This window comes from Croceitalea vernalis, from assembly GCF_031846405.1.
Classification (GTDB): domain Bacteria; phylum Bacteroidota; class Bacteroidia; order Flavobacteriales; family Flavobacteriaceae; genus Croceitalea; species Croceitalea vernalis.
In genome coordinates this window covers 182,233-203,381 of record NZ_JAVRHU010000001.1, presented here as the reverse complement: position 1 = coordinate 203,381, position 21,149 = coordinate 182,233, and the positions used below count along the sequence as shown (strand labels likewise).

The window sequence follows — 21,149 nt, the reverse complement described above, 5'->3', positions numbered from 1 at the left end:
TTGCGCATTACAAAAGCAGTGAATACGATGAACTACGATTTTAAAGAAATCGAAAATAAATGGCAAAATTATTGGGCAAAGAACGAAACGTTTAAAGCCAGAAATGATTCAGATAAGCCAAAGTACTATACATTGTCTATGTTTCCTTATCCTTCAGGGGCAGGCTTGCACGTGGGGCATCCACTAGGCTATATAGCAGGTGATATTTATGCGCGTTTTAAAAGGCATAAAGGTTTCAACGTATTACATCCCATGGGTTATGACTCATTTGGTTTGCCTGCGGAGCAATATGCGATTCAAACAGGTCAGCACCCAGCAATTACAACAGAGACAAATATCAATAGATATAGGGAACAGTTAGATAGATTAGGTTTTTCTTTTGATTGGAGTCGAGAGGTACGTACTTCAAATTCTAAGTATTACAAATGGACACAATGGATTTTTATTCAACTTTTTAATTCTTGGTACAATAATGAGTCCGATAAAGCGGAGGATATACAGAACCTAATCGAAATTTTTGAAAAAGAAGGAAATAGTAACGTAAATGCAGCATGTGATGATGACATTAAAATGTTCTCTAATGAAACTTGGCATGGTTTTTCAGAAAAAGAGAAGCAACAGGTTTTATTAAAGTATCGTTTAACCTTTTTAGCTGACGCTGATGTGAATTGGTGTCCAGCATTGGGCACGGTTTTGGCGAATGACGAAATAGTAAATGGCGTTTCTGAACGTGGAGGTCATCCAGTTATTCGTAAAAAAATGCGTCAATGGATGATGCGTATTACGGCTTATTCACAAAGATTGTTGGATGGATTAGATACCGTAGATTGGCCACAGCCTTTAAAAGATTCTCAAACCAATTGGATTGGAAGAAGCGAAGGCGCATCTGTCACTTTTATGACATCAACTACTGTAGATAATAATCAATCTTACCCCATCGAGGTATTTACTACTCGCCCTGATACTATTTTTGGAGTTTCATTTATGACTTTGGCCCCAGAACATGAGTTGGTAGCTAAAATTACCACACCAGAGCAAAAAGCTGAGGTAGAAACCTATAAAACAGCCACGGCCAAACGGTCAGAACGCGAAAGAATGGCCGATGTCAAGACCATTTCAGGTGCCTTTACCGGCGCATATGCTATTCATCCTTTTAGCAAAGAACTCGTTCCAATTTGGATAGGGGACTATGTTTTAGCGGGCTATGGCACTGGTGCTGTAATGTCTGTACCTTGTGGAGACCAGCGCGATTATGATTTCGCTAAACACTTTAACATTGCCATACCTAATATTTTTAAAGACGTTGATATTTCAGAAGAAGCATTCGCAGATAAAGAGAAGACTGTTATTACGGATTCTGATTTTCTAAATGACTTGCCTTATAAAAAAGCAGTAAAGAGAGCTATTTTTGAGTTAGAGCAATTAGGGCAAGGTAAAGGTAAAATCAATTATCGATTACGCGATGCCGTATTTAGTCGTCAACGCTATTGGGGAGAGCCTTTTCCTGTTTACTATGATGCGGATGGAATGCCACAAATGATTGGGAAAGAACATTTGCCCATAGAATTACCAGAGGTGGAAAAATACTTGCCAACGGAAACAGGCGAGCCGCCATTGGGAAATGCGACGCACTGGGCTTGGGACACTGAGACCAATAAAGTAGTTGGTAATGATAAAATAAATAATGCCACAGTGTGGCCTCTCGAGTTAAATACCATGCCAGGTTGGGCAGGTAGCTCACAGTACTTTAACCGCTATATGGATCCGCATAATGATCTGGCGATTTATTCTGAAGAGGCCATTAAGTATTGGGAAGATGTAGACTTATATATTGGTGGTAGCGAACATGCTACTGGGCATTTATTATATAGCCGTTTTTGGCAAAAATTCTTACATGATAAAGGTATCGCCCCAAAAGGGGAGTTTGCGAAGAAGTTGATTAATCAGGGAATGATTACTGGAACTAGTGCTTTTGTTTACAGAGAAAAAAGTACGGGTAAAATCTTATCAAAAGGATTAATAACCAATAAGGAAGTAACACCTATTCATGCAGATGTCAGTTTGATTAATTCTTCAGATGAACTAGATGTTGAAGCTTTTAAAAAATGGAGACCTGATTTGTCTGACGCGGAATTCATTTTAAATGATGGAAAGTACATTGTTGGTCGTGAAGTTGAAAAAATGTCCAAGTCAAAATACAATGTGGTAAATCCTGACTCGATTTGTGATGAATATGGAGCAGATAGTTTGAGATTGTACGAAATGTTTTTGGGGCCTTTAGAACAATCCAAACCATGGAATACGGCAGGTATTACCGGTGTGCATTCGTTCTTAAAAAAACTTTGGAAACTGTATTTGTCTATTGATAATGAAAAACCAACTAAGGAGAATTTAAAAACCCTTCATAAAACCATCAAAAAGGTAGAAGAAGATATTGAGAATTTTAGCTTTAATACTTCGGTCTCTACATTTATGATCTGTGTCAATGAACTGACTGCCCAGAAATGCAACAGTAGCGCTATTTTAGAGCCTCTAGCTATTTTAGTTTCGCCTTATGCACCGCATATTGCGGAAGAACTTTGGGAAAAGTTGGGAAATAAAGCATCAATTTCTGAAGCATCTTTTCCTGTTTTTAATGATTCATACTTAGTTGAAAGTAGTAAAGAATATCCAATTTCATTTAATGGTAAAATGCGTTTTACAATGGAACTGCCTTTAGAACTAAGTAAAGAAGAGATTGAAACTGCTGTAATGGCTTATGAAAAAACCCAAACACAATTGGCTGGTCGTACTCCTAAAAAGGTTATTGTGGTACCAGGTAAGATTGTGAATATTGTAGGTTAAATACCTTTCTTCATAATAATAGTAATAATTCACTATCGATTTTGAATAGTGAATTCAAAAAGTATTGTGTATGCAAACTATAGAAATTATAGGTTTGATTGCTGCTACATGCACGACGGCAGCCTTTGTACCCCAAGTTTATAAAGCTTTAAAAGAAAAATCTACTGCTGATATTTCATTAACCATGTATGTGGTTTTGTTTATAGGCCTAATATTATGGTTGATTTATGGAATTTACCATGAAAGTTTGGCCATAATATTAGCGAATACCATTACGGGTGTTCTTGTAATTATAATGTTAGCTTTAAAAATAAAACATAAATAAAAACAAAGACCCCTAAAAAAAATAGGGGTCAATATTAAAACAACTAACATTTATGAAAATTAACCCTATAAAAATAGGGGTAATAATTATATAAAAGTACTTTTTGTATAAAAAAGTATGCATTTTATCGAATTTTTCTTTCTTCAATCGTTTATTTGAGTGACTTTTGGGTCAATAATCAAAATAAACAGTAAAATGATTGTAGGCATACCCAAAGAAATTAAGAACAATGAAAGTCGAGTTGGAATGACACCAGCTGGTGTTTTTGAACTGGTAAAGAATAATCATACCGTATATGTGCAGTCTGGTGCAGGTGAAGGCAGTGGTTTTTTCAATAGTGATTACCAAAAAGTTGGAGCAGCTATTTTAGATACCATTGGTGAAGTTTATGCCATTAGTGAAATGATTGTAAAGGTCAAAGAACCAATTCAAGAAGAATATGAATTAATACAAGAAGGTCAAATTGTTTTTACTTATTTCCATTTTGCCTCAAGTGAGTCTTTAACTCGTGCAATGATTAAGCAGAAAGGAATCTGTATTGCATATGAAACGGTAGAAGATGATGAGGGTACACTTCCTTTATTAACTCCAATGTCAGAAGTTGCCGGTCGAATGGCTATTCAGCAAGGAGCAAAATATCTTGAGAAACCTAAAAAGGGTAGAGGTGTTTTGTTGGGCGGAGTTCCAGGAGTTGCCCCAGGTAAAGTTTTAGTTTTGGGTGCGGGTACTGTGGGTATTCAGGCTGCAAAAATGGCCGCAGGTCTTGGGGCTCATGTAACAGTTCTTGATATTAATATGAAACGTTTGCGTTATGTAAACGACGTGATGCCACCTCATGTAGTAACTGAATTTTCTAACGAATTTAATATTAGAAAGCACATACAAACACACGATTTAATAATAGGAGGGGTTCTATTAAAAGGAGCTAAAGCACCTAATCTAATTACCCGCGATATGTTGAAACATATGAATCCGGGAGCCGTAATTGTTGATGTTGCGGTTGACCAAGGTGGTTGTGTAGAAACTACTAAGGCAACTACTCATGAAAATCCGACATATATTATTGATGATGTGGTTCACTATTGCGTCGCCAATATGCCGGGTGCAGTACCTTACACTTCTACGGTAGCTTTAACTAATGTCACTTTGCCTTATGTACTTAAATTAGCCAATAATGGATGGCAAAGTGCTTGCCGAATGGATAAGTCATTAGAAAAAGGTTTAAATATAATTGAAGGTGAAGTAGTTTATAAAGAAATAGCAGAGAGTTTTAATTTGCAAAATCCCGTGTTAGTTTAAAAAACATCGCTTTTACTAACATTTTGTCAGTTTACGAGACCTCGTCATGTCCTGAAATACTAACTCAGGGTATTTGGCGGGGTTTTTGCATTTGAAATTTGGAGCTAAAGATTAACGGAGATTAATGTGAATGGCATTTGCCCTAAAATACTTTAGTATCTTTAAATTAATTAAAACGGAAAATTATGTTTGGATTTGATATAGGTTATATAGTAATAGCAGCTGTGTTTGGCTTATTTAGTATGTTGGTTAGTAGGCGTTTAAAAAGTAAATTTAAACACTACTCTAAAGTTCATTTGAGAAATGGAATGAGTGGTGCTGAGATTGCGCAAAAAATGTTGGATGACCATGGCATTAGAGACGTAAAGGTAATTTCAACTCCAGGCATGCTAACCGATCATTACAATCCTGCAAATAAAACGGTTAATTTAAGTGAAGGAGTTTATGCACAACGAAATGCATCAGCGGCGGCTGTAGCAGCTCATGAAGTTGGTCATGCCGTACAACACGCACAAGCCTATAGTTGGTTGAAAATGAGATCACAATTGGTACCTATCTTGAATATTACTTCTAGGTTTTCAATGTTCGTCATTTTTGGAGGTTTAGCCTTGATGGGTACTACTGCAATTGGAGGGACCATTGCCTGGGTCGGAGTTGCTCTTTATGGCATTGGAACCTTATTCAGTTTTATAACCTTGCCTGTGGAATATGATGCAAGTAATAGAGCTTTAGCATGGTTAAAGAACAAAAATATAGTGAGTCAAGAAGAATATGCCGGTGCTGAGGATGCATTAAAATGGGCAGCTAGAACTTATGTTGTCGCTGCAATTGGGGCATTGGCTACTTTGTTATATTTTGCAATGAGAGTGGCAAGCCGCGATTAAAAATAATTTTGATAAAATTCTTTAAGCCTGTTTGAAAGTATTTCAAACAGGCTTTTTTGGCTAAAAGCTTTTACTATAAGAAAGCATAACGTATTTATGTTTTTTTGCTATTACTGTTTCTGAAGAATTAAATCGAAGCCCTACTTTATAATCATTTCGTTGAAAACGATGGTAGAAATCAAATCCCAAACGTAAGATGGATTGAGAACTTTCTGTTAATATAGGTGAATTATCACCAAACAAGTTTCCTTCAATAAGGCCATTATAAAAAACACTTCGGTAGCTTGCTCTCAGAGCAAAATAGATTTCCCTATCTACAGAACCTAGCCTATTATATGCAATACTTTTACCGATTTCATTTCTACGACCAAAAAAAAGTATGGCTTCTGCTTCAAGATAAATGTCTCTTGAACCGAATGCAAGGGTGGGTTGGAGCGCCAAACGAATTCCAAAGGGTTCTGGAGCTATAGTCCAGTCTTTCACATAACTTAAATAGGTATTTAAGTGAAAGCTATCGTTAACTTCATCAATCCACAATGGGGAGTCTGATATGGCAATTGCTTGATGGTACCAACGTTGAAAACCTCCTGCACCAGAATTTAAACCAGCAATACCAATTAAAATTTCAGCTCTAAAAAGTTCACTTTTTTGAGACGAAGCCGACCACGTTGTCTTTAGTCCGGTAAACCCGGTATAAGGTCTATCAAAGACTGCACTATTTGTAGATTGTGTTTGTGAGGGCGTGTATACCTCTTGACCAATGGTAAAGTCTAATTGTTCGTTGTTATTCTTGAAAATGCCTTTAGAAAGAAATTTTCGATAAGTTAAAAATAAACCAGATGAATAATAGCGGTCGGTAAGCATAAAAAAATCATTATCATGTTTTAACTCTAGTTGCTGATTTTAGCTAATTGGAGCACTGGTTTGAGCATGAAGATGATTATTCAAAAATAATAATAAGACTGCAAGAGGAAAAAAGACGAATGTTTTTGTTAACATAGATAGCTTAGTCGTCAAATCGTAATCTGTCTATCAATTTGTTGATTAAGCGATATAAAAGTTTCCGTTCTTGATACCCCTTCTATTTGTTGAATTTCTTTATTAAGTACATGCATAAGATGCTCATTATCTTTACATAATACTTTAATGAGTATGGACCAGTTACCTGTTGTGTAGTGACATTCTAGAACTTCAGGAATTTTTTCCAAAGCTGAAACTGCCCTAGGATTTGACATAGCTTTATCTAAAAAAATACCAATATAAGCCATGGTCGTATACCCTAAAACCTTCGGATTAATTACAAATTTTGATCCGGATAAAAGACCAGACGCTTCTAGTTTTCGAAGTCTTTGGTGAATAGCAGCACCAGAGATACCGATGTTTCTAGCAATCTCAAGTATTGGTTTTCGGGCATCTTGCATCAAATACCTTAATATCTTTTTGTCAATACCATCTATTTTAACCGAATTGTTAGAGGATTTCATGATTTGTCCGAAATTAGAAATCCAAAGGTATTAAAACGACTCGAACTTTTAACTAGCCACCGAATCAGGATTGTAACCTAAATACGGCACTCGATATTCTTTAAAATTGATTCCTAAAGTTCTAAGTTCTTTTAAGATAGGTTCATAAACTTCTTTTGAAATTGGTATTTGAACTCCTGGGGTAATGATTTTTTTATTTAAAATTTGAATTGTAGCAATGGCAACTGGCAAGCCTACGGTTTTTGCCATTGCAGTATGAGTTTTTGTTTCGCCTATTACAACCATATTTGCGTCGAGCTGTTTTTTTTCTCCCCCCAGTTCATATCCAAATTTATGATACATGACTATCATATCTTTTTCATTTGTTTTAAGGGTCCAACTTGCTTCGAGAATTTGTTGAAGTCCTTGAGCTGGGGTAGCATTTTTCAAACTTAATAGCTTATTTGAATTGAATAAATCAAGCTCTAGTAGTTTTCCCCATACACTATCATCTTGGTCAATTTTTAAATAGTGTCTTAGTTTTAATTCTACCGAGTCTGTTGGAGAATAGGGCAAAAATAGATTTACAAATTCGCGATATGACATACCCTCTGAATTTTCAATAGTATAACTGTCATCAGTCATTCCTAGTTGAACAAACATATTCCATGCTTTTGAAAAACCGACTCTGCGCATAGTACCCCTATAAAGCGTTAAGACACTTTCAAGACCATAAGCCTCTCGGTACCATAAGGAATCGCGATTGGCATAAGCTTCGAATTTGCCATATCCTTCAATATCTAAAAATTCAGTTCGGCGAAATAATTTTTGATAAGGAATATACTTGTAGGTTCCTTCTTGAATAAATTTCGCAGCACCCCCTTGTCCTGCAACAACCACATTTCTTGGATTCCAGGTAAACTTATAATTCCATAAGTTGTCGTCGCTTTCAGGAGCTACTAATCCGCCGGTAAATGATTCAAAAAGCAGCATTTTACCGCCTTTTTCTCGGATTCGGTCAATTACTTCCATCGCACTCATGTGATCAAGTCCTGGGTCTAGACCAATTTCATTCATGAAAATTAGATTTTTGTCTTTAGCCTCTTTATCTAACTTCTTTATATCCTCACTAACATAAGAAGCTGTCACAAGATGCTTTTTAAAAGCAAGGCAATCTTCAGCAACTTTGATATGGAAACGGGCGGGCAACATTGAGACTACGATATCTGATTTTTTGATAGTACTTTGTCTTTCTATATCATTAAAAATGTCTAGGGTTATAACACTACAATTATTATGCTGTTGTATGGACTTGGGAATAGTTATAGGGTGTAAATCTCCTATGGTAATTTTCAGATTTTCAGATTCAGATTTATCTAGAAAATAATCAATTAAATAAGATGTTGACTTCCCTGCTCCTAAGACTAAAATTTTTCGTGACATAAGATTAAGTTACCTTTGTAAATAACGAAGACTAAGGTATCAAATTGTTATATTTTTAAAGAATAAAGACATTTGAGTTATGAACAAAACAATTTTAGTTACAGGTATCATACTTGGGCTTTTGGCTGTTATTATAGGGGCATTTGCAGCCCATGGCTTAAAAAAAGTACTTGGACCAGATGAAATTAATACGTTTGAAACTGGTGTGAAATATCAAATGTATCACGCCTTATTTTTAATGATTTTAAGTCTAATTCCTGTAATAACAAATGGGGCCAAGATGACAGTATACTACACAGTATTGGTAGGAGTAATTTTGTTTTCTGGCTCTATCTATTTACTGGCTACCAATGTATTAACCAATTTTGATTTTAAAAAAATTGGATTTATAACGCCTATAGGAGGTCTCTTTTTAATTTTTGGATGGGCTTATCTGGCCTACGTGGTTTTGTCTAAGAAATTGTGAATTAGAACAATATTTTAAGTGGTGTAGGGTTATATTTTTTTAGCTTTGTACCAACTTAAAAAAAATAAGTTTTATGGCCACTAATGACCAGCTTACGAAAACGATTTCGTTAACGAAAAACGGAATAAATCATACTAATATTCATTATCAATTAACCTCAGAAGCATTACACCAAATAACTATCGAAAAAAAGATGGGAAAGGAATCATCTTTTGGTGCTTTGGCGGTAAATACTGGAGAGTTCACTGGACGTTCACCAATGGATCGTTTTATAGTAAAAGATGAGATAACTGAAGACAAAATTTGGTGGGGAGATATTAATATCCCATTCGATAGTGAAAAGTTTGACGCGTTACATGATAAGGTTATTGATTATTTGAATGATAAAGAACTTTATGTAAGAGACGCTTATGCTTGTGCAGAAACAGATTATCGTTTAAACATTCGAGTAATTAATGAATATCCATGGTCAAACATGTTTGCATATAATATGTTTTTAAGGCCTACAAATGTTGAGTTAGAGCATTTTGAGGCTGAGTGGACTGTTATTAACGCTCCAGGGTTTATGGCAGACTCCACTGTTGATGGAACAAGACAACACAATTTTGCTATCCTTAATTTTTCGAGAAAGATTGCTTTAATTGGTGGCACTGGCTATACAGGTGAAATTAAAAAGGGAATCTTTTCTGCTTTAAATTTTATTTTACCTGTTGATAAGAACACGTTACCAATGCACTGCTCGGCGAACGTTGGTGAAAAGGGTGACACTGCTATTTTCTTTGGATTATCAGGTACTGGTAAAACAACCCTTTCAACAGATCCTAATCGTAAATTGATTGGCGATGATGAACATGGTTGGACATCAAAAAACACCGTGTTTAATTTTGAAGGAGGTTGTTATGCTAAAGTCATTAACCTTTCAAAAGAGAATGAGCCAGAGATTTATGGCGCTATCAAAAAAGGAGCGATTTTAGAGAATGTCATTATGAATGATAAGGGTGACGTAGATTTTGAGGACACTTCCATCACTCAAAATACTAGAGTTAGTTATCCTATTTATCATATTGATAATATTCAACAGCCCTCAATTGGCAAAAATGTCAAAAATGTATTCTTTTTAACTGCAGATGCCTTCGGAGTATTACCTCCAATATCAAAATTGACACCATCACAAGCGGCTTATCATTTTATTTCTGGTTATACGGCAAAGGTTGCGGGTACTGAGGCAGGTGTGGTAGAGCCTCAGCCATCATTTTCTGCTTGCTTTGGAGCTCCATTTATGCCTTTACATCCAGCCAACTATGCCGAGATGTTAAGCAAAAAAATGATTGAGTCAGGTGTTGATGTATGGCTTGTAAATACAGGTTGGACAGGAGGCCCTTATGGTATTGGTACTCGAATGAAACTAAAGTATACGAGAGCAATGATTAGTGCAGCATTAAATGGTGACCTTGGTTTATATAATTACGACAATTATCATATTCATTCTGTTTTTGGTGTTGCCCAACCTAGAGAATGTCCAGGGGTTCCATCAAAAGTATTAAGTCCTAGAGCTACTTGGAATGATGATGACGCGTATTATAGAACAGCTTTTAAATTGTCTAATGCATTTCGAGAGAATTTTAAAAAATTTGAAGCTTATGCCAATGAAGAAATTAGGCGAGGTGGGCCGCAACGATATGCCTTCTAAAGCAAAAAATCTCCAAGTACTATTTACTTGGGGATTTTTTGTTTATGTAAGGATAGACTCTTATTTATTATTAGCGTCTAAAATATATTTTTGAAGAGCCATAGTCATAGATGGTGTTTCAGGAGTTGGCGCTTTAATATCTATCCGAAGACCTGCGTCCGTCGCGGCGCTAACTGTACTATTTCCGAAAACAGCAATTCGAGTATCATTCTGTTCAAAGTCAGGAAAATTCTTCAATAATGACTCGATACCTGAAGGGCTAAAGAAAACCAATACGTCGTAATACACGTTTCTTAAATCAGAAAGGTCGCTTACCACCGTTTTATAAAAAACACCTCTTTTCCAATCTAATTTAAGATCATCAAGAGTTTTTGGAACCTGCGGTTTTAAGCTATCCGATGAAGGAACTAAAAACTTTTCATCCTTATATTTTTTAAACATTGGTGTTAAATCAGTAAACAAACGTTTACCAACATATATTTTACGTTTTCTGTATACCACATATTTCTGTAAGTAAAAAGCAACTGCCTCTGACTGACAAAAATATTTCATACTGTCAGGCACCTTAAATCGCATTTCTTCTGCAATTCTAAAAAAATGGTCAACAGCATTTCTACTTGTTAAAATAATTGCAGTAAAATCATTAAGGTCAATTTTCTGTTGACGCACATTTTTAGCGTCAACGCCTTCCACATGAATAAAAGGTCTAAAATCAACTTTTACCTTTGACTTTTCAATAAGTCGTGAATATGGAGAATTTTCCATCTTTGGTTCTGGTTGAGATACCAAAATCGTTTTTACTTTCATAAGAATCAATCTTTTAGATAGCTTGCGACAATCACTAAGGGTGAAATTTCGAGTGTGCAAAGGTACAAAATAAAATAAAGAATGTCTGCAACAATCAATTTTTGATGGTTTCTCAATATAGTGACCAAACCACTAGCATTTACTAATAAAATTAGGCTTAGGACTATATAAATTATGACTTTAGATTCTGGAATTATGTAAAGAACTATAACATTACCCAAAAAGGCGATTAATCCTCCGTAATTGAAATAACTTAACTTTTCAAAAATTAAATCGTTCATTTCACTCAAATTTTCAAAGAAATAGCCATTACATGCTTGAAGAACAATTTTAAAAAAAAGATAGCCTAGAATTGATATTAAAATAACCCAATAAAAACTTGGGAAAGTGTTTACTGGATTCTCATTTAAAACGTTATTGGCAATAAAAACTAATAACGCAATATTTAACAATTGAAACAGTGTAATAAGTAAATGAAACCCATTAAAAAGCTTACCTTTTTTTTTGCTCAGGGCGAAATATTTAGTATTAAACGGCAAAATGAGAAAAGTTGAAAAAGACATTTTGAAAAAGTATTTACTAATAACTAACAACACTAGGCTAAATACAAGAATCGCAGTTACCCAATCTAATGTGGTTATATTTCTAAATATCGGATTCATTTTTCAATTTTAATACTCGTACTATTTATACCTGGCAATAGCCCATTTTTAGATACAGCGAATTTTATATAATGCGGCACTATTTTTTCGGGTATAGTAAGCTTAACTTTTAAAATAGTGGTGTCATTTGGTTTTAAAAATTGTTCGCTATTGTTCGAAGTTAAAAGAAGTGGTTTAATTTCTTTTAACTGCTTGTATTTGTTCAAATAACCTACATTAAAATTGAAATCATTTAAATCTAATTTTTCTTCATAAGGGTTATATATTGTCAAACTTAATTCTTCGTTATTCAATACAATCTCCTTATCATCAATTTGGCATTCAAGTTTTCTGTAAGATTGAAAATTATCAATATAACTTCCAAAATATTTTCGCCCACTTAGTGTCGTATAACTGAAATCCCCACTAGTTGCAAAGGGGGTAACATAGGCAACTCTTCGATTTTGTAAAGCCGCTTCCGAGCTATCAATGGAATATTGATTTCGGCGGTAGTAAATGTTGTTCAATGAAAATGTTTCATTTCCAGAATAAAAAGAAAACATGGGTGCTCTCCGATAACTATTTTCAAAAACAACCGGTGTATCACCAACTATATTTTTAAGTTCTTTTGACCATTCTTTATTTCCATGAGTTTCGTAAATAATAGGTAACATAGGTTTATGAATTAGACCCATTCTTGCATAAAGAAGTAAAACAGCACTAACCATAGAAATACGGTAAACCCACTTTCTACTTTTTCCATTTTGCAATAAATATTCATAGGTTAATATTGCCATAGGTATGCAAATAACGATTACCCATTGTGCTTGCGTTCTTCTGTGAAAACTAGATAAAAAGAAAAAAGCGATTACACCGTAACTTAAATAAACTAATGCTTTTTTAAATTTAGTTTTTGGTTTAGATTGGAATAAAACCCAATAAAACCAAGGAAAAAGTAATCCAAAATTTACGATTAAATTCAAGAGATACCCCAGGGTAAATCCTTCAAAAGTATAAGGTTGATTTGGCCGTTCTGAAATATGGTATTCAATAGAAACAAAATTATGGTCATATAGCCATTTAAAATGTGGAACGTAACATAACAGCGCTATAATAACTGCCAACCAGGCAAACTTATTTTTTAACAAGCTCAAATTAGAAATCAGCACAAATATGATTACAAGAACGGCATGATATTTACTATACATCAGGCATGCCATAACCACCCCTAAGGCAATTGACATTACTATAGATGGCTCTTTTAGAAATTTTTTATATACAAATAAGAAGAGTGCGGTGAAGAATAAAAGCGGTGTGTCAGGTAGTGTTAAAAAGCCATAAGCGTTAAATAAGGCCATTGAAAACAATAGAAGAAAAAAGTGTGGCACATATTTTTTCTTTAAATCATTATCAACTAATAACCATAATATAGTTATTGTTCCCGAACCTAAAATGCAACTTAAAAACCGCACACCAAGCTCTCCGGCCAATATTGAATTGCCAAGCCATATCAGAAAACCTACCATTGGCGGATGGTCAAAATAGCCCCAAGCTAATTGTTGAGCATAATACCAGTAATAAGTCTCGTCATATATAAGAGGTGTAAAAAAGCTTTGTATTAAGTTGAGTAAAAACAAAGCTCCTAAAAAGACAAAAAAAGCCTTTGGAAAACGTTTTGCCATTGAGGTTGTAGTTATCAATACAAAGTTACAAATAAAGAAAACCAATTAAGAGAGCTTATAAAAACACTATTTTTGCTTCTTTAAACTTGAGTTTGTGCCAGAAGGATTAGTAATCATACCCACATTTAATGAGATTGAGAATATTGAGGCCATAATTAAGACTGTCTTTGACTTAAAAAAAGACTTTCATATTCTCATTGTTGACGATAATTCTCCTGATGGAACCGCAAACAACGTTAAAGAATTACAAGAACAATTTTCTGACAAGCTTTTCTTAGAGGTACGCACAGAAAAAGCAGGTTTAGGTACGGCTTACATTCACGGTTTTAAATGGGCATTAGAAAGGGGTTATGAATTTATTTTTGAAATGGATGCCGATTTTTCTCATAAACCTAGTGATTTATTGAGGTTACATCGGGCATGTTTGAATGGAGCAGATTTAGCAGTTGGTTCTCGTTATAAAAAAGGAGTAAATGTGGTTAATTGGCCACTTACAAGAATACTACTGTCTTATGGTGCTTCATTTTATGTAAAACTTATCACTGGCATGTGGGTTCATGACCCTACTGCTGGTTTTGTTTGTTATAAGAGAGAAGTTCTAGAAGCAATTGAATTAGACCGTGTACGATTTATTGGTTACGCATTTCAAATTGAAATGAAGTATCGAGCGTATCTCAAAAAATTTAAAATCGAAGAAGTTTCTATAATCTTTACTGACCGAATTAACGGAAAATCAAAAATGAACTCAGCGATAGTTAGAGAGGCTATTCTAGGTGTGATAAGCATGAAATTAAGAAGTATTTTTTTTAGAAAAAGTTTTTGAATATGAAGCGAGTTTTAATTAAGAATGCGATAGCAATCAATGAAGGAAAGCAATTTGAGACAGATCTTTTGATAAAAGGAGATTTTATTGAAAAAATGGCAAGTGATATCTCTAATGATAATGCCGAAGTTATTGATTTTAAAGGTAATCTGCTTATGCCTGGTGTGATTGATGATCAGGTTCATTTTAGAGAGCCAGGTTTGACACATAAAGGGAACATTGCAACAGAAAGTAGAGCTGCTGTTGCAGGCGGGATTACCTCTTTTATGGAACAACCTAATACCAATCCGCAAACAACTACTATTGAAAAATTAGAAGCAAAATTTTCAGTTGCCAAAGAGTCATCATTTGCCAATTATTCATTTTTATTTGGGGGTACCAATGATAACCTAGAAGAGCTAAAAAAATTAGATAAGAAGAGCTGCTCTGGAGTTAAGCTATTTTTAGGGTCATCGACAGGAAATATGTTGGTGGATAACGAGAAAGTATTGGAGCAGATATTTTTGAATACTGAAATGGTTATCTCTACGCATTGCGAAGATGAAGGTACCATAAGACGGAATTTAGCAAAATATCAAGAGGAGTTTGGCGATGCTATCCCGATAAAATATCATCCTATAATACGAAGCGAAGAAGCCTGTTATCTTTCATCTTCTAAAGCAATAGCTTTAGCTAAAAAAACAGGGGCTCGCTTACATGTATTTCACTTATCTACCGGTAAAGAGACAGCCTTGTTTCGCAATGATATTCCTTTACAGGATAAAAAAATAACTGCTGAGGTTTGTATACATCATCTTTGGTTCTCAGATGATGATTATGATGAAAAAGGAACACTTATCAAATGGAATCCGGCGGTTAAAACGAAGGATGATAGAAATCAGTTATGGCAGGCATTATTAGATGGACGAATTGACGTTATCGCAACAGATCATGCTCCGCATACTATTGAAGAAAAAGACAATATATATTCAAAAGCACCATCAGGCGGTCCTTTAGTGCAACATGCGCTCCCCGCTATGTTACAGAAACATTCTGAAGGTCTTATAACTTTAGAGCAGATTGTTCAGAAAATGTCTCATAACCCTGCTTTGTTATTTGACATCGAAAAACGTGGATTTATAAAAGAAGGCTTTTACGCCGACTTAGTTGAAATAGCTCCCAAGACTAAATGGGAAGTTAAAAAAGATAATATTTTCTATAAATGTGGGTGGTCTCCTTTTGAAGGGCTTATTTTTGATAATCAAGTAAAAAGAACTCTCGTAAATGGACACCTTGCGTTTAATAATGGAATCTTTTCAAAACAACGTAATGCCAAAAGACTCACTTTTGATAGGTAACTTAAGAATAATAGTTTGCTCGCTATTGCTTTTGAGTGTTTTATGCTCATGTGCCGAAAAGGTAATTGAACCCCCTCAAGACCTTATAGCAAAAGATAAAATGATTGAAATTTTATATGATTTGGCTTTGGTGAATGCGGCCAATGCGACAAACCCCAAAGCACTTAAAGATAATTCGGTGGAGATAATGCCTTATTTATTTGAAAAACATCAAATTGATAGTGTTCAGTTTACGGAGAGCGATCTTTATTATGCCTCAATGCCTTTAGAGTATGAGAATATCTATGAAACCATTTTAAAACGACTAGAGGTTGAAGTCGAAGAGGTTGAAAAGGCCCGTAAAACAATAACAGAGAATGCACGCAAAAATGCCGACAAAGTCAGAGACAGTTTAAAAAAGATTGGTCAGAAATCTAGAAATCCTGTTCTTTCAAGAACAGAGAGCAATGATGAGCAGTAGCTTTTTGTAATTCTTCAAATTTGTAATCGGTTATAAATTCATTGATTTTAGAATTATCGTAAAACTGAGTTTGGCCTAAAATCTTAACGGCGTGCTTGGATAATTTTCTTCTAGAACCGGTTACAAAAGATTTTATCCAATCCATTCTCCAAAGAATATTCAGCATCCAAATCTTAAGTTCTTTTTTAGGAGTCTTCTTATTTAATTGTTTAGCCAAAAGAACATTCAATTTAAAATAACTCCAATTTTGGTTCACTAAAATGAAACGCTCATTTTTTACCTTAGATTCCATCAGCTTAACCATAGCGCTCACAACATCATTAACTGATACAAATCCGGTACCATTTGGTAAATAGTATTTAGATTCTTTCCAGGCAGCATAAAAGAATAGTCCGCTTCCAGATTTCCAAAACCCAGGACCTAAAATCACACCAGGATTGACTATAACAGACGGAATACCTTCTTGTGAAGCCCTCCAAACTTCCATTTCGGCTGCATGTTTAGAAACGGCGTATCCCGAAGTTGAATTTTCATTCCATTCATTTGATTCTTTTACTGGTTTATCACCAATAGAATCACCAATAGCAGCAATAGAGCTGACATAACAAAGTTTTTTGATGTTATGAGCAATACACAAATTGACCAAATTATAAGTGCCCTCAACATTAACTTTTAAAAGTTTCTGATAATCTTTTGGTTCAAAAGAGATTAAGGCTGCTGCATGATAAACAAAAGAAATACCTTCAAAAGCTTTTTCTAAAGCCGTTATATCTAATAGGTCACATTGTACCCATTCAATAGCATTAAAAAGTGCTTCATTGGTATTATCGTAATATGAAAAAACTTTTTTGGTGGACGCTAGCTTTTTCTTTGTGCGGTATGTAGCTCGCGGTTTGTGGCCCGCTTGCACCAAATTCCAAAGTAAATGCGACCCAACTAATCCTGTTCCACCCGTGACTAATATCATATCCAAATGTACCTATTATCAAACTATTTTTTAGGTAAGAACCAACAACATTCTATATTTGCAGCTGAATAAATAGGTAATTTATTATGACCAAGAATTTTGTTGAAGAGTTAAAGTGGAGAGGCATGTTACATGATACCATGCCGGGTACGGAAGAACATTTATTGAATGGGATGCAAGCTGCATATGTTGGTATAGACCCTACAGCAGATTCTTTACATATTGGTCATTTAGTTGGTGTAATGATGTTGCGTCATTTTCAATTAGCGGGTCACAAGCCATTTGCACTCATTGGTGGTGCAACGGGCATGATTGGTGATCCCTCAGGAAAGTCGGCCGAACGTAATTTGTTAGATGAAAAAACACTTCGTCACAACCAAGAAGCTTTGAAAGAGCAATTGAGTAGGTTTCTTGATTTTGAAAGCAAAGAATCTAATGCCGCCATCTTGGTCAATAATTATGACTGGATGAAAGATTTTTCTTTTTTAGATTTCATAAGAGATGTAGGCAAACACATCACTGTGAACTATATGATGAGCAAAGATTCAGTAAAAAAGCGTTTGTCTTCAGAAGCAAAAGAAGGTATGTCTTTTACTGAGTTTACCTATCAAATGGTTCAAGGTTACGATTTTTTACACCTATATAAAGCACACAATTGCACCTTACAAATGGGTGGAAGTGACCAATGGGGTAATATTACTACGGGTACAGAATTGATTAGAAGAATAGGAGGAGGAAAGGGTTATGCACTTACTTGCCCATTAATTACAAAAGCAGATGGTACTAAGTTCGGTAAAACTGAAAGTGGTAATGTTTGGTTAGATGCCGATAGAACATCGCCCTATAGATTTTACCAGTATTGGTTGAATACCTCCGATGCTGATGCAGAAAAATACATTAAGATATTTACCTTTCTATCTAAAGATGAAATAAAACAATTAGTTATTAATCATAAAGAGGCCCCGCATCAAAGGGCTTTACAACGAAAATTGGCTGAAGAGATTACTATAATGGTGCATTCTCAAGTAGATTTAGATAATGCCATTAAGGCAAGTAATATTTTGTTCGGAAAATCAACTTCTGATGATTTAAAACAGCTAGATGCCAAAACCTTTTTAGACGTATTTGATGGCGTTCCTCAGGCCGAGGTTTCCATTACTGATCTAGATGAAGGTTTAGATATGATTGCTGCTCTATCAGCGAAAACCGGATTTTTGGGTTCCAATGGTGAAGCTAGAAGAGAACTAAAACAAAATTCTATTTCTGTCAATAAAGAGAAAGTAAAAGAAGACTACAAAATTACCAAAAATGACCTCATTAACAATAGGTTTGTGCTATTGCAACGAGGAAAAAAGAACTATTTTGTTTTAGTGGTTAATTAAGGCAAATCTTTTATTGAATAAAAGAAATGCCAAAACGACCACATATTTCAGTCACTTTTTCAAAATTGGGTGGCCCAGGAGGTAGTTCTCCAAGTTCTTGAAACATAAGCTCAATTCCAGAAGGGAAGGCGCTTAAAATTGTTTTACAGTCTTTATCACCTATAACTTTCCATGAGTGAGGAATGTTTTTAGGGGCAAAAGCAAGGTCACCAGCTTTAAGGATTACGGTTTTTGAACCAACCGTAACTTCCAATTCACCCTCAAGTACTTTAAAAACTTCATCTTCATTAGTATGCACATGCGGAGGAATCATAGTGCCTGGAGGATTAACTTCTTCTATTAGCGTCAAACGTCCATCAGTATCTTCTCCGGTTAATTTAAAGGTCTGTTGATCACCTAAAACGTTAACTCTTAGTCCTTCATCAGCTCTAACTATCTTTGGGTCTTGAATTTCTTTTGTCTCAGTAACATTTTTTGATGCAAGTACAGGTATTGATACAATACCAGCACCAGCATAAATACTAGTTTTTAAAAAATCTGTTCGGTTCATACTATTGGTGGTTTAAGGTTGGAAAAGAAAAATAATGAAAATTCTTACAAGAATTTTTTAATTTTCATAAATGGTTAGTTTTTCTATATAACTGGAGCGTAAATAGTTATAACACCATCAAATTACAACCTCGTACATCTGAGTTATCAAAACGACCTAGTATCTCAAAGGAACCATCTTCATAGGTCTTGCCTAAATCTTGAGTGGCAATAAATGAGCAAGAATTGATGTTTGCCAAATCAATAACGTTAACACCTCCGGTTTTATCATGTGATTGAAGAGATAAGGGGTCTTCAGTATCACGTATCATAATTTTCATCCATGGCGGACAAGTGAATATACAATCACCGGCAGAATAAGCCTGTGACAAAAGTTCTGTCATTCCATATTCTGAATGTACTTTAGAGATACCAAAACTACTACCAAGAATTTCATGAAGTTCTGATCGTATTAATTCTTTTCGTCTACCTTTCATCCCACCGGTTTCCATCACGACGGTATTTTTTAAATTAAAGGAATGTGATTCGGCTAAATCTAACAGCGCAAAAGAAACGCCAATTAAAAGTGTTTTGTTTTGTTTACGCTCTAATTCAGTTAAGGTTTCTATTAGTTTATTAGTATCATTTAGATAAAAACCACTTTTTGAATGTTTTGATTTTTTAATAAAATCTTGAGCCATATATATTAATGAAGAGCCTTCTCTCTCTAAATAAGATGGCAATAATGCCAGAATACAATAATCCTCTAAGTTGCCATAGAATAAATCAAACGCCTTTAGATAACTCTTCTTATATATGGATATGTCAGTTACAAAGTGTTGACTGGTTAAAGCACCTGTGGTTCCACTACTGGTAAAAACCGTATCGACTTTATCCGTTGTAGCTAATACTTGCTTTGATTTAAAGAATGATATAGGAAGAAATGGAATGTCTTGAACATTATTCACCTTGGCCTCATTAATACTAAGATGATTACAAAAACTGTTATAGATTCTATTGTTCTTAAACTGAAATTTAAATATCTCAAGAGCTAAAGACTCAAAGTCTGTGTCAGATTTAATATTAAAAATTCTAGTTGTATCAATCTTCATTAAGAACAAAAATAACCAAATAAGAAACCCCAACCATTAGGCCAGGGTTTACTATTAAATGTTAGTTTGGGTAATTTTATTTAACGACTAGTTTTCTAGTCATAGTTTTTTTGTTTTCCGTAACCTGAAGTACATATACACCAGGCACTAATTTTGAAATGTTTAGGGTATTAGTCGCAATACGCTCATGCAATACTACTTCTCCGAAAACATCAAAAATTTGAATTTCTTTATTACCATTGGTTTCAGTTGTAATGTAAACTTCTTCACCATAAGCTGGATTAGGGTACATTTTAAAACCTTTAACTTCAATTGGTTTAGCATCGTTGACACTCACCAATTCTTGACCGAATGTGAATAGAGGTAAAACCATAAGTAAGATTAAGTAGATTTTCTTCATATATGCCAATTTGGGGTAATAGCATAGTAAAAGTAGCAGCTACTAACGAAGAAAACCATTAAATGTTGTGAAACGCAAAACTTTGTAGGTCAGTCCGATGAACTGCACGAATAACCAAGAAATCAAGTGAAGAATGAGATGAAATTACTTGATAATAAGCTTTCGGGTGGCAACTTTATCTTTTTCAAAAACTCTAAGAATATAAACTCCTTTGTCTAAACTTGACACATTAACCTCTTTACCTAAAATAGTAGCTTGTAAAACTTGGGTTCCTAAAACATCAAAAATATGAACAGTTTTTGGTGCGTTTTGAGCAGTATTAATGAAGATTTTTCCGTTGATTGTTGGGTTTGGGTAGAGTTTAAAACCTTCAATATCGCCATTGCCTTGAGATTCTTGAGCGAATCCAAGCGAGCAAACCATAAAGAAAAACACAAGGTAAAGTTGCTTCATAAAGTATTGATAACAAAGGCTATGCCACAAATATAAAAAAATAGAAAGCGTGTGAATGAATTGTTAAGGAAAAAAGCTACACTTTTCGATGAAGTGCAAAAAAAAGCCCCACATTGTGGGGCTTTAATAATTTTTAGACGAAA

General features: G+C 34.7%; 20 protein-coding genes and 1 pseudogene. 10 read left to right on the top strand and 11 right to left on the bottom strand.

Annotation, left to right across the window (positions count from 1 at the left end):
- The first annotated feature begins 27 nt into the window (after positions 1-27).
- The 4 genes from leuS (at position 28) to RM520_RS00800 (ending at position 5,352) form a co-directional block, all read left to right on the top strand.
- Positions 28-2,844 (top strand): leucine--tRNA ligase, encoded by a 2,817-nt coding sequence (gene leuS, locus RM520_RS00815; RefSeq protein WP_311386641.1) that lies wholly within the window; start codon positions 28-30, stop codon positions 2,842-2,844.
- 70 nt (positions 2,845-2,914) lie between these two features.
- Complete coding sequence (locus RM520_RS00810) at positions 2,915-3,169, top strand: SemiSWEET family sugar transporter (protein WP_311383801.1); 255 nt, start codon at positions 2,915-2,917, stop codon at positions 3,167-3,169.
- Between the two features lie 195 nt (positions 3,170-3,364).
- Positions 3,365-4,468: an alanine dehydrogenase gene (gene ald / locus RM520_RS00805; protein WP_311386640.1), complete on the top strand. Its 1,104-nt coding sequence runs from the start codon at positions 3,365-3,367 to the stop codon at positions 4,466-4,468.
- Positions 4,469-4,653: 185 nt separating this feature from the next.
- Positions 4,654-5,352 (top strand): zinc metallopeptidase, encoded by a 699-nt coding sequence (locus tag RM520_RS00800; protein ID WP_311383799.1) that lies wholly within the window; start codon positions 4,654-4,656, stop codon positions 5,350-5,352.
- 60 nt (positions 5,353-5,412) lie between these two features.
- Here RM520_RS00800 and RM520_RS00795 read toward each other — a convergent pair.
- The 3 genes and pseudogenes from RM520_RS00795 to RM520_RS00785 form a co-directional block, all read right to left on the bottom strand.
- Positions 5,413-6,240: pseudogene (locus tag RM520_RS00795) on the bottom strand (lipid A-modifier LpxR family protein); the annotation flags it as partial.
- Between the two features lie 125 nt (positions 6,241-6,365).
- Complete coding sequence (locus tag RM520_RS00790; RefSeq protein ID WP_311383797.1) at positions 6,366-6,836, bottom strand: Lrp/AsnC ligand binding domain-containing protein; 471 nt, start codon at positions 6,834-6,836, stop codon at positions 6,366-6,368.
- A 48-nt stretch (positions 6,837-6,884) separates the two neighbouring features.
- Positions 6,885-8,258: a saccharopine dehydrogenase family protein gene (locus RM520_RS00785; protein ID WP_311383796.1), complete on the bottom strand. Its 1,374-nt coding sequence runs from the start codon at positions 8,256-8,258 to the stop codon at positions 6,885-6,887.
- Between the two features lie 79 nt (positions 8,259-8,337).
- On the opposite strand from RM520_RS00785, the gene RM520_RS00780 reads away from it, so the two are divergent.
- A complete protein-coding gene (locus tag RM520_RS00780; RefSeq protein ID WP_311383795.1) occupies positions 8,338-8,724 on the top strand; it encodes a DUF423 domain-containing protein in 387 nt (128 codons plus the stop codon).
- A gap of 73 nt (positions 8,725-8,797) precedes the next feature.
- Positions 8,798-10,414: a phosphoenolpyruvate carboxykinase (ATP) gene (pckA, locus tag RM520_RS00775; RefSeq protein ID WP_311386639.1), complete on the top strand. Its 1,617-nt coding sequence runs from the start codon at positions 8,798-8,800 to the stop codon at positions 10,412-10,414.
- Positions 10,415-10,474: 60 nt separating this feature from the next.
- Here pckA and RM520_RS00770 read toward each other — a convergent pair whose 3' ends face one another.
- Genes RM520_RS00770 through RM520_RS00760 form a run of 3 tightly spaced genes read right to left on the bottom strand, consistent with a single transcriptional unit; the run spans position 10,475 to position 13,544 of the window.
- Positions 10,475-11,221 (bottom strand): uroporphyrinogen-III synthase, encoded by a 747-nt coding sequence (locus RM520_RS00770; RefSeq protein WP_311383793.1) that lies wholly within the window; start codon positions 11,219-11,221, stop codon positions 10,475-10,477.
- A 5-nt stretch (positions 11,222-11,226) separates the two neighbouring features.
- Entirely contained in the window at positions 11,227-11,883 is a 657-nt protein-coding gene (locus RM520_RS00765) for a DUF4271 domain-containing protein (protein ID WP_311383792.1), read from the bottom strand.
- Positions 11,880-13,544, bottom strand: a complete 1,665-nt coding sequence (locus tag RM520_RS00760; RefSeq protein ID WP_311386638.1) for an ArnT family glycosyltransferase — start codon at positions 13,542-13,544, stop codon at positions 11,880-11,882. The genes RM520_RS00765 and RM520_RS00760 overlap by 4 nt, the downstream gene beginning before the upstream one ends.
- A gap of 94 nt (positions 13,545-13,638) precedes the next feature.
- Here RM520_RS00760 and RM520_RS00755 point away from each other — a divergent pair, with 94 nt between their 5' ends.
- The 3 genes from RM520_RS00755 to RM520_RS00745 are packed head-to-tail and all read left to right on the top strand — an operon-like array spanning position 13,639 to position 16,164.
- Entirely contained in the window at positions 13,639-14,367 is a 729-nt protein-coding gene (locus tag RM520_RS00755; RefSeq protein ID WP_311383790.1) for a polyprenol monophosphomannose synthase, read from the top strand.
- Between the two features lie 2 nt (positions 14,368-14,369).
- Positions 14,370-15,704 (top strand): dihydroorotase, encoded by a 1,335-nt coding sequence (locus RM520_RS00750; protein WP_311386637.1) that lies wholly within the window; start codon positions 14,370-14,372, stop codon positions 15,702-15,704.
- Positions 15,676-16,164, top strand: coding sequence for a DUF4296 domain-containing protein (locus RM520_RS00745; protein WP_311386636.1), 489 nt, complete (start codon positions 15,676-15,678; stop codon positions 16,162-16,164). Before RM520_RS00750 ends, RM520_RS00745 begins: the two co-directional genes overlap by 29 nt.
- On the opposite strand, the gene RM520_RS00740 is transcribed toward RM520_RS00745, so the two are convergent.
- Positions 16,118-17,131: an NAD-dependent epimerase/dehydratase family protein gene (locus RM520_RS00740; RefSeq protein ID WP_311386635.1), complete on the bottom strand. Its 1,014-nt coding sequence runs from the start codon at positions 17,129-17,131 to the stop codon at positions 16,118-16,120. The genes RM520_RS00745 and RM520_RS00740 overlap by 47 nt on opposite strands.
- Positions 17,132-17,217: 86 nt before the next feature.
- On the opposite strand from RM520_RS00740, the gene tyrS reads away from it, so the two are divergent.
- Positions 17,218-18,513, top strand: a complete 1,296-nt coding sequence (gene tyrS / locus RM520_RS00735) for a tyrosine--tRNA ligase (RefSeq protein WP_311386634.1) — start codon at positions 17,218-17,220, stop codon at positions 18,511-18,513.
- Positions 18,514-18,523: 10 nt separating this feature from the next.
- On the opposite strand, the gene RM520_RS00730 is transcribed toward tyrS, so the two are convergent.
- From RM520_RS00730 to RM520_RS00715, 4 genes are all read right to left on the bottom strand, one after another.
- Entirely contained in the window at positions 18,524-19,063 is a 540-nt protein-coding gene (locus RM520_RS00730; RefSeq protein ID WP_311383785.1) for a cupin domain-containing protein, read from the bottom strand.
- Positions 19,064-19,169: 106 nt separating this feature from the next.
- On the bottom strand, positions 19,170-20,153 hold the full coding sequence (locus RM520_RS00725) for a LuxE/PaaK family acyltransferase (RefSeq protein ID WP_311386633.1): 984 nt from the start codon (positions 20,151-20,153) through the stop codon (positions 19,170-19,172).
- Between the two features lie 76 nt (positions 20,154-20,229).
- A complete protein-coding gene (locus RM520_RS00720) occupies positions 20,230-20,553 on the bottom strand; it encodes a T9SS type A sorting domain-containing protein (RefSeq protein WP_311383783.1) in 324 nt (107 codons plus the stop codon).
- 144 nt (positions 20,554-20,697) lie between these two features.
- The gene (locus RM520_RS00715; RefSeq protein WP_311383782.1) at positions 20,698-21,006 is read right to left on the bottom strand and encodes a T9SS type A sorting domain-containing protein; all 309 of its coding nucleotides are present in this window, start codon (positions 21,004-21,006) and stop codon (positions 20,698-20,700) included.
- Positions 21,007-21,149 lie beyond the last annotated feature (143 nt).

Coding starts and splice junctions, on each gene's coding strand:
- RM520_RS00750 (WP_311386637.1), top strand. CDS start 14,370: ATGAAGCGAGTTTTAATTAAGAATGCGATAGCAATCAATGAAGGAAAG.
- RM520_RS00730 (WP_311383785.1), bottom strand. CDS start 19,063: ATGAACCGAACAGATTTTTTAAAAACTAGTATTTATGCTGGTGCTGGT.
- RM520_RS00740 (WP_311386635.1), bottom strand. CDS start 17,131: ATGATATTAGTCACGGGTGGAACAGGATTAGTTGGGTCGCATTTACTT.
- RM520_RS00745 (WP_311386636.1), top strand. CDS start 15,676: ATGCCAAAAGACTCACTTTTGATAGGTAACTTAAGAATAATAGTTTGC.
- ald (WP_311386640.1), top strand. CDS start 3,365: ATGATTGTAGGCATACCCAAAGAAATTAAGAACAATGAAAGTCGAGTT.
- RM520_RS00790 (WP_311383797.1), bottom strand. CDS start 6,836: ATGAAATCCTCTAACAATTCGGTTAAAATAGATGGTATTGACAAAAAG.
- RM520_RS00715 (WP_311383782.1), bottom strand. CDS start 21,006: ATGAAGCAACTTTACCTTGTGTTTTTCTTTATGGTTTGCTCGCTTGGA.
- RM520_RS00765 (WP_311383792.1), bottom strand. CDS start 11,883: ATGAATCCGATATTTAGAAATATAACCACATTAGATTGGGTAACTGCG.
- RM520_RS00810 (WP_311383801.1), top strand. CDS start 2,915: ATGCAAACTATAGAAATTATAGGTTTGATTGCTGCTACATGCACGACG.
- pckA (WP_311386639.1), top strand. CDS start 8,798: ATGGCCACTAATGACCAGCTTACGAAAACGATTTCGTTAACGAAAAAC.
- RM520_RS00720 (WP_311383783.1), bottom strand. CDS start 20,553: ATGAAGAAAATCTACTTAATCTTACTTATGGTTTTACCTCTATTCACA.
- tyrS (WP_311386634.1), top strand. CDS start 17,218: ATGACCAAGAATTTTGTTGAAGAGTTAAAGTGGAGAGGCATGTTACAT.
- RM520_RS00770 (WP_311383793.1), bottom strand. CDS start 11,221: ATGAAAGTAAAAACGATTTTGGTATCTCAACCAGAACCAAAGATGGAA.
- leuS (WP_311386641.1), top strand. CDS start 28: ATGAACTACGATTTTAAAGAAATCGAAAATAAATGGCAAAATTATTGG.
- RM520_RS00725 (WP_311386633.1), bottom strand. CDS start 20,153: ATGAAGATTGATACAACTAGAATTTTTAATATTAAATCTGACACAGAC.
- RM520_RS00760 (WP_311386638.1), bottom strand. CDS start 13,544: ATGGCAAAACGTTTTCCAAAGGCTTTTTTTGTCTTTTTAGGAGCTTTG.
- RM520_RS00780 (WP_311383795.1), top strand. CDS start 8,338: ATGAACAAAACAATTTTAGTTACAGGTATCATACTTGGGCTTTTGGCT.
- RM520_RS00785 (WP_311383796.1), bottom strand. CDS start 8,258: ATGTCACGAAAAATTTTAGTCTTAGGAGCAGGGAAGTCAACATCTTAT.
- RM520_RS00800 (WP_311383799.1), top strand. CDS start 4,654: ATGTTTGGATTTGATATAGGTTATATAGTAATAGCAGCTGTGTTTGGC.